This window comes from Photobacterium sp. 270122K (genome assembly GCF_059941365.1).
This window is the reverse complement of record NZ_JBPOEN010000003.1, coordinates 443,226-460,360: the sequence shown is the minus strand read 5'-3', so window position 1 is coordinate 460,360 and position 17,135 is coordinate 443,226. Positions and strand designations below refer to the sequence as shown.

Sequence of the window (17,135 nt, the reverse complement as noted above, 5' to 3'; positions counted from 1 at the left end):
GCGGATTTACTGTTATACATTACTCATCAATTAATAATCCTCTAAATACAAAGGTTACAAGATGAAAATTGAATACGTCACAAAATCAGGTAAATACAAAGATGAAATACAAATACCCCACCGTCAAAAAAACAATAAATACGTTGTAAGCCCAACTCGATTTTCAGCAGACTATATATATGTCGATACATATGAAGAAGTTTATGAACATTTACAACAGGGACTAAAGGTTAGAGTCAGTGGGCGAGATATCACAACATCTAGCAGTTTAGTAAAACTAAGCTCATTAATCGTTGAGGTGTAGCATTGTCAATACTTAATGCCACCCCAGAGCAACGCAACAAAATCACAACAATCCAATATTATTAACAAACATCCAGATACTCGAGAGAGAGTGGCTTCAATTTTCTCACTCCTAAGCATACAAAGAGATGCAAACTGCTTGAGTGATAATTATTTTGGCCGAGGTATTTCTGATTAATATTAAATAATACTTCCGCCTAGTTTCGGCATAAAAAAGGCGCACACTGCGCCTTTTTTATGCGATAAACCAATCATCAATCAAACGGTGTAAAGCACCTTGATCACGTGATAGCCAAATTTGGTTTTTACCGCCTCTGGGATCAAACCACGCAAATTCGGGTTCTTTAGTTTTAGGGCTTCACTGGTGCTGATCGCTTTACCAGAGAACACTGCCTTGTCGAATTGCGGTACCATTGCGCCTTTACGAAACTCACCTAAATCCCCACCTTTCTTGCCCGATGGGCATGATGAAAACTTGGTGGCCAGTGTTTGGAACTTCGCACCTTGTTTCAATTGGGAAATGATGTCATCAGCTTGTTCCTTGTGCTTCACAAGGATATGCAACGCATGCGCTTTACTGGCCATAACTCTTTGTCTCTTTCGGTATTATATACCGCGCATTTTACACGATAGGCCGATGAGCTCAAATAGATGACGTCAAATGCGATTATTCATCCTGCTGCTATCCACACTTTCACTACCCATAACCCGTATCAGCAATAACACGCGTCCCCCAATCCATTACCGCCAGCAAAAGCTGCGCCCATAAAAAAACCGCCTATTCAGGCGGTTTTTACTGTTCGATGACTAGCGTGTGTCCCTTAATTATTTGCACTATCGTTATAGGTCCAAAATTCGTGAAAGCAATCAAAATGGCGATGAACATAGTGGTTCTATCTTCAAGCCATTTTGGGCAGATAGCGCGGATTTTGGCCATAACCCTTCGGGCTGCGCTATTTCCTGCGCATGACTGCCTTAAAAATTGCTCATTTGGCCCACCAAATCACACATTTTTTAAGTTGTCCTGCTTGAAAATAGCAGCAGCGATGGACGCAACATAATTGAGGGACACACCCTAGCCTTACTCGGCTTTCAGGATCTGTGCAGATTCCAATTGCGTCATCTGACGAATTTTACGCCACATATAGAAGAAGATACCCATCATCATAATCATGGATGGGATCGCAATCATCGGATAGCTCACCAATGTCATACGGCCCAATTCTTCATTGAACGCTTGAGTACCGGATGGACTGGTCACAATCACTTTCGCCAGCACGTAGTTCATCACCGATGAAAATACGAAGGTTGAAGCGAACAGATAATTCGCGGTCACCAAACTGCGGTCAAAGGCTTGTCGGTTGCCCAACTCTTGCAGTTTTTCATGGATCAACGACATGTTAAGCACGGTATCGTTAATCAACATCTTGCTGACGACCGGGTACTTGGTAAACGTAGAAAGAAAAACACCTGTACCGATTAAGCCAGGGATCAGCGCTTCTTTCACCGCTAGCCACTTGTTATCAAGCTCTAGCAAACCGATACCGCCCGTCAATAAGACGCTCACGATACCTAACAGCGAGATGAAGTTGAATTTCTTGTACTTGAAGAGTTCATACCCGCCAAAAATAACGGGGAAAGCCAAGGCAACAAGCAAACCGCCAACAGCGCCAAGGTGCTCATCGCTACTGAATTTCATCAAAATAACGGAAGGCACAATGACATTGAAAATGATGTCGTTCAGTGGGCTAGGTTTCTTTTCTGTCATAATATTTTACAAACGTCTCCAAACTGTATACATCTGCATTGTTCCGCGAATTCTTGCTGCTGTAAACCCTCTGTACGTTACAAAAGATTAAATCAGCCCTGCAGAGCTCTCAAAACAGCAAGAAAATGCTAATTTACTTAATGTTCAGCCCCGTTAACGCGGCTAATTATCGTTGCCACCACGGTATACTGTCGACGTTTACACCACATAACACATCCGCCGACATAGATTGTATAGCACCAATATTGCCCTATTGGCTATATTCAATAGAAAGCATGGCGTCACAATGACGCGCCACACAGACAGAAGGAATGTCGCTTATGCTCTCCCACTCCGATACCGCATTAGTCATCGTCGATGTACAAGGCAAGTTAGCCCACATGATGGATGAGAAAGAAACCCTGTTCCATCACCTCGCCACCATGGTCAGCGGCGCAAAAGTGCTTGAGTTGCCCATCATTTGGGTTGAGCAGTTACCGGACAAATTAGGCCCAACGATCCCAGAGATCGCACACCAACTTGAACACCTGCGCCCTATCGCTAAAAACACCTTCAGTTGCTACGGCAACGACGCCTTTGTGGCCGCGCTGGAAAACACAGGATGCCGTAATGTGTTAGTCATGGGGATAGAAGCCCATATTTGTGTGTATCAAACTGTGCGCCATTTGCTGGACAAGGGCTATAACGTCGAAGTGATCGCTGATGCGGTTTCTTCCCGCAAGCCGCACAATAAAATGATCGCTCTGGAGAAAATGCAGCAATGGGGGGCGGCATTAACGACAACCGAAATGGTACTATTTGAATTACAAGGTGTCGCGGAAGGGGTTCGCTTTAAGCAGTTACTGTCAGTCATTAAATAAAAAACAGCCGTGACGCATTGCCTCGTCACGGCTGTGTTGTCATTCAATAAAGCACCAGCGATGGCCCCGACTGTTAATAAACGGCGGTTAGTAAACGACTGTTAGTAACCGACGCCGGCACAGTAAGAAGAAACAATCATCAACACCAACGCAAATGTCATGACATTCAATGCGGGTTTACTCTTGGTCAGCAACGGCATAAACCACACGCCAACGGCTGCAATCAATAAGCCTAAGCTCGTCACCTGGGCAATAAACGGGGCTGCCTCCCCTCGTGTTTCCGCCAATGATGCCAAATCCGTTAATTGTGGCAAGCCTGTCAAGAAACAGATCACCATGATTACGGCCCCAACGTAAGGCAGAGCACGGTTAAATTCATCCACTTTATGTTCGGCTTTTACAAGGGAAGCATGCGCCAGCAAGGTGCCACCACAGAGCGTCGTCGCCAAGAAATGCGACGCCACTAACCACTGTTCACTACGAACAAATAATCCATGCAGCAGATAAGCGGTTCCGGCAGCAATCACTAACACCAAATACGCTTTACGTAGGCGATCACTGCCCACCAAGCCTTTTTCTGCAAACCAATACAGCAGTGCTAACGCAAAGAAACCAACCACCATCAAGGCCTCTTGCCCTAACATGGGTGAGACAGAAAGCTGAGAAAAAATCAGGGTAATTTCACGTAAGAACAAACCACTGAACAGTAGCAGCCACAACGCAGGCATCGTACGGTGCAAACGATCCATCTGACCAAAGCAGAGCTTACCCGTCAGAATACATCCACCCAAAACAATAAAAGCACCAATCGCTAATTGGTAAAAAACACTTGAAAGAATCAATGGCCATTCGTACCAAGCCATAACTCACACCTCTATGCAGCAACGTGTTGCTGACTCTCATTATTATCAAAGCTGCGTATTGTGCCCTACCTCATCCCTTTGTTCTATCTCTATCTGCAACAACGACCAAGAAGCATCAACTCGTCACATCGCGGTAGATTGACAACCTGATTTCAGAATAGAATTAAGTACTCAATTTTCATATAATTAGATTTAAAACAAACTAAAAAACAAAGAACTAAAACTTACCCAATAAACAACGGTAACCATATGAATGTGCTTGTGTTGATGATATATTTTCTTTTATTCCCACTAGTACTTGCTTTTGACAAATACACTACACACGAACACTTTCGTATATCCCTAATAGGTATTGATATAACTGCCACCTACTTTGCTATTAAAGTTACAAACACTAAAGTGAAATCAAGGTTTGTATCAATATTAATGTGGTCATACCTTTCTATAAAACTATTCTTAGGAATATTTATTATTATATTTTCATTTGATGCAGGATTAAGTATTTAAATACACTGAAATTAGGAGAGACGAAAAGTCTCTCCTACACATCTATTCCGGATGCAACATCACTTCACATCATGCGGTCGCTGAGTCGGTGCAACATCATTCGACAACGACTGTGCTTTCAATCGCCACACCGTGATCACAAACGCCAGAATCGCAATCATCGCCATGCCGCCGTAGGTTAACGTAAACCCCGCCGCCAATTGTTCAGGGGCGAAATCTTTCAAGCCATGGGCACTGCCCTCACCAACCAAGACCGGAACTTTAAGGTGGAACAATGCCGCACAGAAGGCTACACCAATTGCGCCACCCAATTCACGCCCATAGCCAAAGAGGGACAAACCAATGCCGCGATCACTGGCAGGCAACACGTTCTGTACCACCACGTTGAGCGAAGGTAGCGTAAAGCCTAGCCCCAACCCCGCCATCGCCAGCGCGACAATAGGCATGATGCCCATATACAATTGTCCCATTGCCAATGCCGACAACGCAAAGCCACCCACCACCAGTGATTTGTAGTAACCGGTTTTGGCAATGCGCTTACCGCCACAATACGCACCGCCAGTGATGCTCATCATGAACACCATCATGTATAAACCACTGGCAGACGCCGACAAACCTTGCTCCCACTGCATCTGTAGCGGCAAATACACCAGCACAGCAAACATCAACAACTGGGAACACATGATCAATAGTACGCTGATCGTGTAACCCGGTAACGTCAGCACGCGCATAGGAATGATCGGATCCGCAGCACGGCGTTCCACCAGCACCAAAAGCAACACTGACACCAACAAGCTGATCGCCAAAATCTGATTATCAATCACCGATTCGGGTGAAAGCAGCAACAGTAAAATGGTCGTCACGGCCATCAATAAACCCGCGCCAAACCAATCAAATCGGCTTTTCCGCCCTTTATTCAGGTGTTTGAGTTTGGTATTGATCAACCACAATGCAATCGCCCCGAGTGGCAGGTTAATCCAAAAAATCCAACGCCAATTCAAGTGTTCCGCAAAATACCCGCCCAGCAATGGGCCAGCAATGCTGGACACCGCATACACCGCAGAGATATACCCTTGGTATTTCCCCACCTCACGCGCAGGGATACAATCTGCAATCACAGTAAAGGCCAATGCAATCAATCCACCGCCACCAATGCCCTGCAACACACGCGCACCAATCAAGGTCGGTAAATCTTGCGCTAATCCACACGCCACCGAACCTAACAAAAACAAGGCAATACTCACGTTAAGCATTTTAACGCGACCAAACATATCACTCAGTTTGCCGTACAAAGGCAGCACTGCCGTCGCCGCAAGCAAGTACGCCGTGACAATCCATGTTAACGCTTGGCCCGCGCCTAATTCTTCTCCAATAATGGGCAAGGGTGTAGTAACAATACTTTTTTCCAGCGAACCCAGCGCAATCACCAACGCTACGCTCGCAAATATGGTTTTCGGCGACATATTTATTCCTCAATAAGACGCAGTATGATAAATCATGCTGCTCGCTTCTGAAATAGCCGATACTCCGCCTGCCTATAAAAACTGACAACAATGTCAATATGTTATGCTTCGATGCTACGCGCTTAAAGTCCCTGTCATGCTATTGACATCATAGTGGAAGTGGTCTAACTTAATTTTAATTAAAAATTAAGTTAAGCGGTTTGGTCTTCTTTGATCAGTTAGTGCTTGGTCTGTTAGTGTTTACGATGAAGCCATGGCCATACCGCTTTGTAAGAATTTGCTTGCTAAGAGGATTGCCTATGTACGCCATCACCCACGTTAACGTTTTCACCGGCACGTCAACCCTACACAATCACGCGATTGTGGTTGAGGGTGACACCATCAACGCCATTGTACCGATGAAAAACGCTCAGCTTCCAGAAGAAACCTATTCAGCACAAGGCCTTACCGCTACCGCCGGTTTTATTGATTTACAACTAAATGGCTGTGGTGGCGTGTTGTTTAATATCGATATCGAAAAAAATACGCTCGATATCATGAATAAAACCAACCTGAAAAGCGGGACCACCCAATACCTGCCAACGTTCATCACCAGTGAACACGACAAGATGTGTCAGGCGATTGATGTGGTGGCTGACATAGAGAACAAAGAAGCCGAAGGCATTTTAGGCTTGCACCTTGAAGGGCCGTTTATCAGCACAGCGAAAAAAGGCGCACATGCTGAAAATCACATTCGTGTATTGGATGAGTTAACCGCCCATTACCTTGCGGATAATCAGTCTTTGATTTCGGTTGTTACACTCGCCCCCGAAAATACATCGCAAGCCGTGATCAATATCCTCAATGATGCGGGTATTACCGTGTCGATGGGCCACACCAACGCCAATTACGATGAATTAGCGGCGAAACAAAATATCAGTATGGCCACCCACCTTTATAACGCGATGACCCCACTAGGTTCACGTGAACCGGGTGGCGTCGGTTATATTTTTGATAAAAAACCCCATGCGGGGATCATCGTCGACGGTATTCACTCTTCGTTCGCTTCCGTGCGCATTGCCCATGAAATGTTGGGTGAAAAACTGTTTATGGTGACGGATGCGGTTACCCCTGCTGGCACAGATATCACCGAATATGACATGGCAGGGATTCAAGCCTATGTGACTGATGGTAAATGTCATTACGCTGATGGCACCATTGCTGGCGCGGCCATTACCATGATTGAAGGGGTGCGTAATCTTATTCAACACGTGGGTGTCAGCCGCGAAGAAGCGTTGCGCATGGCAAGCCTATATCCGGCGAAAGCGATGGGGATTGATGATCACTACGGCAAATTAGAAAGCGGTTATAAAGCCAATATCACACTTCTCAACGACAATAATGAAGTGTGTGGTGTTTTCCAAATGGGGACAAAGCGCATTTAATCCGCTTCACGAACTCCGTGTTTCTTTTTTATCTCCGAGAACAATAAAGCCCTGTTAAACAGGGCTTTTCATTCAGGCACCCATACGCGAACATTCATAAATCACGCATAAGTGCTTCGTACTCGTCTTCCGCAGCTTCAATCAGTTTGGCAAGTTCTCTCGCATCATCACTTGTTAGACTCACATGCCACTTTACCGTTTCCGATTTGGGGCCTTGTTTGCACAGCAGCTCCGTTTTCTTGCCTCGCGTTTCAAACACAAGTTGCTCGAACGGTGCCGTGAAGAGGTTGTTTTTTTCTAAGACATTGACTTTAAGTTCACCAATGGGATTCACTGTCACATCCACATGAAGTCCCGCTTTTCCCGGTATAATAAACTGTCTGTTTTCGGTCAACATACGCCAGCCTCCGATCTGTCTTCACCCTGTTTTGTCCATGCACATAACACGCACTACAACAACTTCACAACGCCGCATCATCGTTGGACATCACTCGCATAAACACTGGGTTTCAGTGTCACTTTTGCTCTCTCTAAGTTTAGCCAAGTCACATTCCATTCGTTAACATTTCCCCCCTACAACAAACAGATTCCGTTGTTTTTTTGCCTTGCATCATAAATTCAAACATTCATTGCCGAAAATCGTCATGGTCAGTGGCGATTTCTCAAAAACAAACTAGGTGCTATATTGGCTTTTCACTATGACGAGCCCAAGGAAGTAATGATGATTGATTTTCGCTCAGACACCGTAACCCGCCCAACAGAAGCCATGCGACAAGCGATGGCAACAGCAGACGTTGGCGATGACGTTTATGGCGACGATCCCACGGTGAATGCACTGGAATGCTGGGCCGCCGAACGCCACGGTTTTGAAAGTGCGCTGTTTTGTAGCTCTGGCACACAAGCTAACCTACTCTCATTAATGGCGCATTGTGAACGGGGAGATGAATACCTGTGCGGGCAACAAGCTCATAACTATAAATTTGAAGGGGGTGGCGCGGCCGTATTAGGTTCGATTCAACCTCAACCGATTGAAAATGAGAATGATGGCACCCTGCCCTTTACCAAATTAGCCGCCGCCATCAAACCACTCGACCCGCATTTTGCCCGCACCCGCTTACTCAGCTTAGAAAATACCATCAATGGCAAGGTGCTTCCCCTCGACTATTTGGCACAAGCTCGTGAGTTTGTTGACACACACGGTTTAAAACTGCATTTGGACGGTGCCCGTGTGTACAACGCGGCTGTGGCACTCAATGTCGACATCACCGAAATTAGCCAGCACTTTGATTCCATGACCATTTGCTTATCCAAAGGCTTAGGCGCACCCATCGGCTCCTTGGTGTTGGGCGATCACGCTTTCATTCAACGCACACGCCGCTGGCGTAAAGTGCTGGGTGGCGGTATGCGCCAAGCTGGCATTTTAGCGGCCGCCGGCAAAATTGCGTTGACGGATCACGTCGAGCGTTTAGCCATTGACCATGCGAATGCAAAATATTTGGCCGAGCAACTGAATACCGTATCGGGCTTCACGGCGAATGTTCAGCATGTACAGACGAACATTTTGTTCGCCAAAGTGGCTGACACCATTGATCAAGCCCAGCTTGTAGCGACGTTGAAAGCGCAAGGTATCTTGATCACCGCCGGTCATCCGATGCGGTTTGTCACCCATCAGGATATTTCCCGCGAAGACATCGACACCTTTATTACAGCACTGAAAGCCGCTGTTGCAGAGCAAAGCTAAGTCGCTGTATTTCTTTATGCGGCAAAGACAAGAAAAGCACCCTCGGGTGCTTTTTCTAATAGAACCTTTGCTAATGGTACCATTGCTAATGCTGCTCTCTATTACGATCACTTAGCCTAAAAACGGTACCCCAGGCTCACGGTCGATAATCCGTGTTCAACGTCAATATCGTCATCGTCTAATGTCGTCGGCACCACCAAACGTAGCCCGAGTTCCCAACGTTTATAGTTCACCACCGCACCAAGGTGCGCGTTCACACCCAACCCAGCAGCGGAAAATGCTGTTTGCTGCCCCGTTGACGTGTCAGCGGTAAGTTTACCGTCGATATCGACATAATGTGCACCGACCCCAACCTCAACGCGCCAACTTTTGCATCCAGTACACAGGTCTTTATCGCCCCACTGATAAAACAATACCGGCGTAAAAGACACGGAATACCCGTCCAATTCACCATCACGAAAACCCTGATGATCATCGCCATCGTAATCCAGCTTAAAATAGCTGCCGCTTAATTCCGTGTGATAACCCCAGCGCGTCGTTTCTGTGAAATACGCCGGCGGTTGAATCAGCATCAGAAAGGGACTGATCGCGGTCGATGAATTAAATGGTGCATCATCAAACACGCCCGCCTGACTGACCTCAACATTGCCACTGGCTTTTACCACGCCCAACTTAACCGTTGGCATGCGCAGTACTGTTTCCATATCCATCGCCACGGCCATCGACAATGGGCTCAGTAAAGCGATCGCGAGCCCCACATATCCAGCGTTATTCATGCGTCATCCTTTTCGACATCCCAACAGCAAGGATTCAACGTATCCTGTGTGCTTCTTTTTTTAGTAAATCACATCAATAACTTAAAACAAATATCGACCTGCATAACGGGCCCACTTTCGTCAACATTAGTGACAGCCTACACACTTCCGTCTTATCTAGGCCGTATCCACTGTTTACTATTCAAACAATAATGAGCGGTCCCCCCCCCCGTTAAAACAAATGTTGATTGAGCCAAAGGTGACAAACGATACTTGCGGCATAACCCAGTGCAATCACTGGCATCCACTTCAGATGCCCAAAGAAGGTATATTTCCCATGCGCCGCCCCCATTAACGCAACCCCCGCCGCTGAACCGATCGATAGCAAACTGCCTCCAACCCCTGCCGTTAACGTCACTAATAGCCAATTACCCAGGCTGAGATCAGGCTGCATCGTCAACACCGCAAACATGACCGGTATATTATCCACCACAGCAGACAGTAAGCCGACCACGATATTGGCCCACACCGGATCCCACTGACTGTACATGACCTCTGAGACCATCCCCAGATACCCAAGCAAACTGAGCCCACCCACGCACATCACCACGCCATAGAAAAACAGTAACGTGTCCCACTCGGCATGAGAGACCCGCTTAAACACATCAAACGGCACGACAGAGCCCAGTCGCTTTAAGGCCACGTCATCATTATTCGCCACGGCAGCAGCTTTCTTTTTTTCCAGTGAACGCGGCAAGGTTTTGCGCAGATAAAAGCCAAAAAATTGTAGATAGGCCAACCCCATCATCATGCCGATAACCGGCGGGAAATGGACCACAGCATGGAAAGCGACAGCCGTCATAATAGTCAAAATAAACAAGCCAACAATTCGCCGCGCCCCCCGCTTCAGTTCCACATACTCATAAGCGGTATTCGGCTGGGTTTTCGGTACAAAAAACGCCATGATCACTGCAGGAACAAGGTAGTTCACTAAAGAAGGGATGAATAAATCAATGAACTCAACGAAGCTGACTAACCCCGCTTGCCAGACCATCAAGGTCGTAATATCGCCAAACGGGCTGAACGCGCCGCCCGCATTCGCGGCAATCACAATGTTAATACAGGCAATGTTGATAAAGCGGATATTGCTACCTCCCACTTTCAACACCACTGCGCACATCAACAACGCCGTGGTTAAGTTGTCTGCAATCGGCGATATGACAAAAGAGAGAATGCCCGTAATCCAAAACAAGGTGCGATAATTGAAGCCTTTACTGACCATCCAGGCTTGTAAGGCATCAAACAACCGTCGCTCTTCCATCGCACTGATGTAGGTCATCGCCACCAACAGGAAGAGCAATAACTCGGCGTATTCCAACAAATTATGTTCAATGGCACGTTGTGCAACGTCGGTCGCACCATGCTGCTGATACACATAACCAATCATTAGCCAAATCAATCCTGCCGCCAACAGCACCGGTTTCGATTTACGCAGTTGTAAGTATTCCTCCCCCATCACTAAGCAATAGGCCAAGGCAAAAATCACTAATGACACATAACCAATGGGGGATTGAGTGAGGTCTAAACCGGCCGTCGCGGCCAATGTGGGCGGGGCAATCATGCTAAGCACAACAACAATGATAAGGTGACAGACTTTCATCCTTTCTCTCTCCTCCTGAGGTATACGTATTTCTATTTCTCATTCACACAGTGTACACATTCCTTTTTGACAATTTCGTGAGGTAACATCCATTTAACATGTTCGCATAGACACGCCTTTTTTACATTCGGCAATGAAAACGTGCAACGTATTGTGTTCTTTTGCAGTAAGGATCACTAACTCGTGGATTGGACCTTACATTAAATGCAAATGCGAATTATTTTAATTCAGATTAATAATTAGCATGGAGTACATTATGGAACAGGCTTACCATCCCGATCCCCTGCTTCAGGTGCGGTCGCTTGAGGTGACCTACATCACTGAAAAAGGTGACTTCAAAGCCGTTAAGCGCGTAAGTTTTGATATTGGTAAAGGGGAAATTTTCGGCCTCGCCGGTGAATCCGGTTGCGGTAAAAGCACCATTGCCTTTGCCATTAACCGTCTGCATAAGCCGCCCGCGTTAATCACGCACGGCCAAGTTCAATTCCAAGGCAAAGATTTACTGTCGCTGACCGAACAAGAAATGGGTGTTATCCGCTGGCGTGACATCGCCATGGTTTTCCAAAGTGCGATGAACTCTCTCAACCCTGTACTGCCACTGCTTGAACAATTTTCAGATGTGATGCGCCACCACTTGGGTTATAGCCGTCAACAAGCCAAAGAACGGGCCGAAAAGTTATTGGATTTGGTCAATATTCCCCGAGATCGCCTGAATGACTACCCGCACCAATTCAGCGGCGGTATGCGTCAGCGGTTGGTGATTGCCATTGCCCTGAGCCTGAGCCCCAAACTGATCGTCATGGATGAGCCAACCACTGCCTTGGATGTGGTGGTGCAACGTGAAATTTTGCAGCAAATTTTCCAGCTACAGAAAGAATTTGGCTTCTCCATTTTGTTCATTACCCATGACTTGGCGCTGATGAGCCAACTGTGTAACCGCATTGCCGTGATGCGTCACGGTGAAATTGTTGAAGTGAATACGGCAAAAGCGATCCGCAATGATCCCCAGCACCCGTACACGCAGCAGCTTTGGGCTTCATTCCCGAACATTCACGAAGACGCCAGCCACATTACGATCAGCGAGGAAATCACGGCATGAACAATCACACGAACAAGAATGTGAACCCGCCCCTGACCCCAATCATTGAAGTCAATAATGTCGTCAAAGACTTTAAAGCTGGCGGTGGCTTTAGCAGCAGTGAAACATTCCGCGCGCTCGACCACATTAACTTCAAACTCTACCCCGGCCGCACGTTAGCTCTGGTCGGGGAATCAGGCTGTGGCAAAAGCACCTGTGCCCGATTGATCACCAAAGTCCATGACGTTACATCGGGTGAGATTCTGTTTAATGGCACCAACATCAATGAGATTAAAGGCCGTAAAGACACGTTAAATTACCGCAGTAAAGTACAAATGGTCTTTCAAGACCCGTTCGGCTCACTCAATCCCACCCATACGATCCGGCACCACCTGACGCGTCCATTATTGATCCATGGTCGTGTCCCTGATAAAAAAGCGGTGCAACCCAAGCTGGAAGAATTAATGGCGTTGGTAGAATTACCGGTCGATGACCTGGAAAAATACCCACACCAACTCAGTGGTGGCCAACGCCAGCGGGTTAACTTAGCCCGAGCCATTGCGGTCGGTGCCGAAGTGATTCTGGCCGATGAGCCGACATCGATGCTGGATGTCTCGATTCGCCTCGGGGTGTTGAACTTAATGAAGGAAATGAAGCAGAAAATGGGCATTGGTTTTCTGTACATTACGCACGATTTGGCGACCGCGCATTACATTGCAGAAGAAACCGCCGTCATGTATCGGGGGAAAATTGTTGAGTGGGGCGATACCCATTCTATTTTGCGCAATCCCACCCACCCTTATACGCGACTTTTGATCTCTGCCGTACCGGATCCGGATTTACCGTTTGCCAATCTTGTCGAAACTGAACCAAACTATTCAGTAAGTGCCGATAAAATCCGCGCATTAAGCATTGAACCGTCAGACGGTTTCCAACAGCTTGGCGCCAATCATTTTGTCGCGAACTGGAAAAAGGACAAGGTGGCATGACAGAAATCATATGCTGGCTAGATCAACTCAAAGCACACTTGCAGCGTGAATCTGAAAACGGGATCCCCTATTTGGTTCACGCCGTCAACCATACGCCTGAGGCCGTTTTTGGCCCCATCCACACCGAACAGCACAGTGAAGCGCTGGCCTACTGGTTTGCGGCTTGCCAACAATTACACCGTCGCTTCCAGCAACAAGGCGACAGTGAGCAGGCCTACAGCTATCAGCAATTTGCCTACAGCAAATTACAGGCATTAGCGAGTGATCCCCAGCAAGATCCCGCAATGACACGCTGGTGTTTAAAAAAGCTCGATCGCATGATTGTCAGTATGATGGAATTTTGCCAGCAACAGTCATCAGACCGTTGGCAACAAGAAGGCAGCGCTTTAGTTGAATTGCATGTGGTCTATATGCAAGGCCAACAGCATATGAATCTGGCGTATTCACCGACGTCCGCCTCCCGGTAACTCCGCACGACGAGTGCAGTTACCGTGTCAGCTTTGTCATTCAGGCAAAGCTGACAGCAAATTCATCCACTTCCGTCAAAATTTTACTAAGCTAAGTAAAGTATTGATATGACATGTGCAGGGATGAATTCGCTATGACACAAACCCGAACACTCACACTTCGCCATACCGTCGCTCCCCTCCTCTCTGTATTGGCAATGGCCTTTGTCGCGGTACTGCCAGCGCAGGCGAGTACCGTTCCAACACCGCCAGAAATCGCAGCGAAAGCCTGGATATTGATGAGTTATGAGTCTGGTCAGGTTATTGCGGGGGAAAATATAGATTCGCCACACGCACCGGCCAGTTTAGTGAAAATCATGACCAGCTTTGTGGTAGGAAAAGAACTCAAAGCCGGCCACATTACCGCTGACGATTTGGTCATTATTAGCGAAAATGCGTGGGGGAAGAAATTTCCGGGTTCCTCGAAAATGTTTCTGAACGTCGGGGATGAAGTGTCGGTGGATGATCTTAATCGTGGCGTGATCATTTCATCGGGCAATGATGCCACCGTTGCATTGGCAGAGCATGTCGCAGGCCACCAGCCTGCGTTCGTGGAAATGATGAATAAGCACGCCGAAAAAATTGGCATGACCAACAGCTACTTCTCTAATCCGCACGGGCTTGATGCCAACGAACAGGTCATCACCGCGTATGACATGGCATTGCTAACTCGCTCTCTGATCCAAGAACTCCCCACCCTTTATCCCATGTTTAAAGAGAAGTCCTTCACGTTTGGTAAAATCAAACAAGGCAACAGAAACGCATTACTGTGGGATACCACCATCAATGTCGATGGCGTTAAAACCGGTTATACCAAACAAGCCGGTTACAGTTTAGTTTCGTCAGCAGAACAACACGGCCAACGTTTAATTGCTGTCGTACTGGGTACAGACAGCAGCCAAGCCCGCCGCACAGAAAGCAAGAAACTCCTGACGTGGGGCTTTCGCTTCTATCAAGATATTCAACCGCAATTTAGTGGCAAAGAACTCGCCCCGCTAAAGGTCTGGTATGGTTCCCCTTCTTCGATCAACCTTGAAGTTGCCGATGGTGGCATCATTACGGTGCCACGCAGACAACGCAAACAGGTCGAACACCAGATCATCTATGACTATAACCTCGAAGCACCGGTTGAAAAAGGCCAGCAAGTCGGCAAAGTTGAATGGTATCTCAATGACGAGATCATTGCTGAGCAAGCGCTGCTTGCCAAAGAAGAGTCAGAAAAAGCACCGTGGTATCGGTCGATGGTTGACGTTGTATGGCGACCGATTAACCAATGGTTCACCGCGCAGGATTGGGATCCACGTGATGACGATAAAAACCGCGGTAGCGCGCAGTAAACATTTCACTCTTGGTGCTTCATATTTGCCACATGGCAAACGCGACCTAAATCGCCAATACAAAAAACCCTGTGAGCAAATCACAGGGTTTGTTTTTATTTCACTCACGCATCACGATACATCGTGCTCGGGTTTCATCCACACCGACTTGAAATCAAACCACCCCATCGAGTTAGATTGCATACCCTGCACTACACCCGAATCATCCACCCCTAACCAGTTATGGAACAAAGGCAAGATTTGACCAAACTCTACGAGCTTGGCGCCCAATTGCTGACACGGTGACGGCACGTTTTTGTTTCGTCGCCAATGCGCCACCTCGGCCTCCAAAGCGGCAAACTCTTCTTCCGGCATCGCACGAGCGATATGGTCGAAATTAAAGAACCACGCCAGCAACGCATCATCGCGGTAATTCATCAGGCTCATCCCGCCCAACCAGATATCAATTTTACCCGCATGTTTACCGAGTGCGATCTCCGTGGTCGATAGCTCGAGGATTTTTAGCTTGATGCCATCATCAGCCAAAATATCTTCTATCGCTTTTGCCACATGCGGATAAACCGGATGCTGACACGCAAAGGCAATCGTCAAGGTCCGTTTTGCTGGCGGCGCAGCCACTGCGCGACTCACCAACGGCACATGCGCCCACCCAGGTAAAATCCCGTAGGCATTGGTTAAACGAAAATCACCAATTTGCTCTTTGTTTAATCGCTGCAAGATATTCAGCGCGGTTAAGCGCCCCTGCAAATAGGTTAGCCACAGCGGATCAACCGGCAGCCCCGACACGCGATTAAACAAAAGGTAGTTACAGCCTTCATCGAGTTTCAATCGCGTCGATGTGCTCACGCCCCCCAATTGGGTCGCATCAGAGGCAGGTTGTAAATAACACGATGCCACTTCAGACAGCATCCAAATATCTACCACATCAATCAATGCACGGAAGCCGAAATACTGTTCAAACGCCTCAAGCTTGAAGCGTTTATTGTCATTTTGAATCACCTTATACGGGCCGGTGCCGATAGGAAACAGCACAGTCCGATCCGTACTGTCCACATCCGCAGGCTGTATCACAGCCACCAAATTGGTCAGTAAGTCTGGAAAACGGTGATCATCCATTGAGAGATGGATATCAATGGTATTGGCAAAAGGCGCATCCACACAGTGAATATGACTAAATAACCGATGCGTTTTCACTTTCTCAAACGTCGCAATAATATCGCGATGCTCAAGCAGTCGCCCATCATGGAATCGTACCGACGGACGTAAATAAAAACGCCAATGTCGTGGGGTGATTTCCTCCCAATGGTGGGCTAAATCCCCTTCGACTTCCTCTTTTTCATCATTAATGCGCGTAAGGCCATTAAAAATTTGTCGAACAAGGTGCTGTTCCGAACGCCGCAAAGGCTGAAGAGGATTCAAATTACTGAAAGCGCGGTAATACGGCAAGCGTACAATTTGTTTACCGTGTGCCGTCGTGTGACCCAACTGTTCTTGAATGATTTGCGCGAGTTTATCGGCATTATTACCTAATGCCTCTAAGGCCGGCTCTAACTTACCTTCCGCGACTAAATTTCGCGCATGATTGAGTTGTAACTCACTGTCCGTACTGTGAAATATCAAACGAGATTGTTTACCTCGCCCAACTGCTGGCTCCCACGCAATCCAGCCAGTATCGACCATTTTATTGATCACCATACGCACATTACGTCGCGTACAAAAAAGCACTTCCGCAATATCTTGCAGATTTGTATCGCTGTCTTGACCAGAAAAATGATGATAGAGGCGTTGAAACTGAGACTTGAGCCGTTGACCACTCATAAAAGAGGAACCTACATGAATTAGACATACCTAAGTAGACTTCCTATTTTAACGTAAATCCTT

The 17,135-nt window shown here is 47.2% G+C and carries 16 protein-coding genes; 8 read left to right on the top strand and 8 right to left on the bottom strand.

Features of this window, described 5'->3' with window-relative positions; translation table 11 throughout:
- Positions 1-61 precede the first annotated feature (61 nt).
- Positions 62-304 (top strand): hypothetical protein, encoded by a 243-nt coding sequence (locus ACSF8W_RS08195; RefSeq protein ID WP_500846584.1) that lies wholly within the window; start codon positions 62-64, stop codon positions 302-304.
- Between the two features lie 257 nt (positions 305-561).
- On the opposite strand, the gene ACSF8W_RS08190 is transcribed toward ACSF8W_RS08195, so the two are convergent.
- Positions 562-888 carry a peptidylprolyl isomerase gene (locus ACSF8W_RS08190; RefSeq protein ID WP_500846582.1) on the bottom strand — a complete coding sequence of 109 codons (327 nt, stop codon included), beginning with the start codon at positions 886-888 and terminating at the stop codon, positions 562-564.
- A 496-nt stretch (positions 889-1,384) separates the two neighbouring features.
- A complete protein-coding gene (locus tag ACSF8W_RS08185) occupies positions 1,385-2,071 on the bottom strand; it encodes a VC0807 family protein (protein ID WP_500846580.1) in 687 nt (228 codons plus the stop codon).
- 320 nt (positions 2,072-2,391) lie between these two features.
- Here ACSF8W_RS08185 and ACSF8W_RS08180 point away from each other — a divergent pair, with 320 nt between their 5' ends.
- A complete protein-coding gene (locus ACSF8W_RS08180; RefSeq protein WP_500846579.1) occupies positions 2,392-2,931 on the top strand; it encodes a hydrolase in 540 nt (179 codons plus the stop codon).
- A 101-nt stretch (positions 2,932-3,032) separates the two neighbouring features.
- On the opposite strand, the gene ACSF8W_RS08175 is transcribed toward ACSF8W_RS08180, so the two are convergent.
- The gene (locus tag ACSF8W_RS08175; RefSeq protein WP_428478262.1) at positions 3,033-3,794 is read right to left on the bottom strand and encodes a DmsC/YnfH family molybdoenzyme membrane anchor subunit; all 762 of its coding nucleotides are present in this window, start codon (positions 3,792-3,794) and stop codon (positions 3,033-3,035) included.
- A 566-nt stretch (positions 3,795-4,360) separates the two neighbouring features.
- Positions 4,361-5,764 carry an MDR family MFS transporter gene (locus tag ACSF8W_RS08170; protein WP_500846577.1) on the bottom strand — a complete coding sequence of 468 codons (1,404 nt, stop codon included), beginning with the start codon at positions 5,762-5,764 and terminating at the stop codon, positions 4,361-4,363.
- Positions 5,765-6,063: 299 nt separating this feature from the next.
- Between ACSF8W_RS08170 and nagA the strand changes: the two genes are divergently transcribed.
- Positions 6,064-7,188, top strand: a complete 1,125-nt coding sequence (nagA, locus tag ACSF8W_RS08165) for an N-acetylglucosamine-6-phosphate deacetylase (RefSeq protein WP_500846575.1) — start codon at positions 6,064-6,066, stop codon at positions 7,186-7,188.
- A gap of 94 nt (positions 7,189-7,282) precedes the next feature.
- On the opposite strand, the gene ACSF8W_RS08160 is transcribed toward nagA, so the two are convergent.
- Positions 7,283-7,585, bottom strand: a complete 303-nt coding sequence (locus ACSF8W_RS08160; protein ID WP_500846574.1) for a hypothetical protein — start codon at positions 7,583-7,585, stop codon at positions 7,283-7,285.
- Between the two features lie 324 nt (positions 7,586-7,909).
- Here ACSF8W_RS08160 and ltaE point away from each other — a divergent pair, with 324 nt between their 5' ends.
- Positions 7,910-8,929: a low-specificity L-threonine aldolase gene (gene ltaE, locus ACSF8W_RS08155; protein ID WP_500846716.1), complete on the top strand. Its 1,020-nt coding sequence runs from the start codon at positions 7,910-7,912 to the stop codon at positions 8,927-8,929.
- A 116-nt stretch (positions 8,930-9,045) separates the two neighbouring features.
- On the opposite strand, the gene ACSF8W_RS08150 is transcribed toward ltaE, so the two are convergent.
- Positions 9,046-9,705 (bottom strand): hypothetical protein, encoded by a 660-nt coding sequence (locus ACSF8W_RS08150; RefSeq protein WP_500846572.1) that lies wholly within the window; start codon positions 9,703-9,705, stop codon positions 9,046-9,048.
- Positions 9,706-9,916: 211 nt separating this feature from the next.
- A complete protein-coding gene (nhaD, locus tag ACSF8W_RS08145) occupies positions 9,917-11,305 on the bottom strand; it encodes a sodium:proton antiporter NhaD (RefSeq protein ID WP_500846714.1) in 1,389 nt (462 codons plus the stop codon).
- A 295-nt stretch (positions 11,306-11,600) separates the two neighbouring features.
- On the opposite strand from nhaD, the gene ACSF8W_RS08140 reads away from it, so the two are divergent.
- From ACSF8W_RS08140 to ACSF8W_RS08125, 4 genes are all read left to right on the top strand, one after another.
- Positions 11,601-12,443, top strand: coding sequence for an ABC transporter ATP-binding protein (locus tag ACSF8W_RS08140; RefSeq protein ID WP_500846570.1), 843 nt, complete (start codon positions 11,601-11,603; stop codon positions 12,441-12,443).
- Positions 12,440-13,411 (top strand): ABC transporter ATP-binding protein, encoded by a 972-nt coding sequence (locus ACSF8W_RS08135; protein WP_500846568.1) that lies wholly within the window; start codon positions 12,440-12,442, stop codon positions 13,409-13,411. The genes ACSF8W_RS08140 and ACSF8W_RS08135 overlap by 4 nt, the downstream gene beginning before the upstream one ends.
- Positions 13,408-13,878, top strand: a complete 471-nt coding sequence (locus ACSF8W_RS08130) for a DUF2753 family protein (RefSeq protein WP_500846566.1) — start codon at positions 13,408-13,410, stop codon at positions 13,876-13,878. The genes ACSF8W_RS08135 and ACSF8W_RS08130 overlap by 4 nt, the downstream gene beginning before the upstream one ends.
- Before the next feature lie 134 nt (positions 13,879-14,012).
- Positions 14,013-15,254 (top strand): D-alanyl-D-alanine carboxypeptidase family protein, encoded by a 1,242-nt coding sequence (locus ACSF8W_RS08125; RefSeq protein ID WP_500846565.1) that lies wholly within the window; start codon positions 14,013-14,015, stop codon positions 15,252-15,254.
- Positions 15,255-15,365: 111 nt separating this feature from the next.
- On the opposite strand, the gene sgrR is transcribed toward ACSF8W_RS08125, so the two are convergent.
- On the bottom strand, positions 15,366-17,072 hold the full coding sequence (sgrR, locus tag ACSF8W_RS08120) for an HTH-type transcriptional regulator SgrR (protein ID WP_500846563.1): 1,707 nt from the start codon (positions 17,070-17,072) through the stop codon (positions 15,366-15,368).
- Between the last annotated feature and the right edge of the window lie 63 nt (positions 17,073-17,135).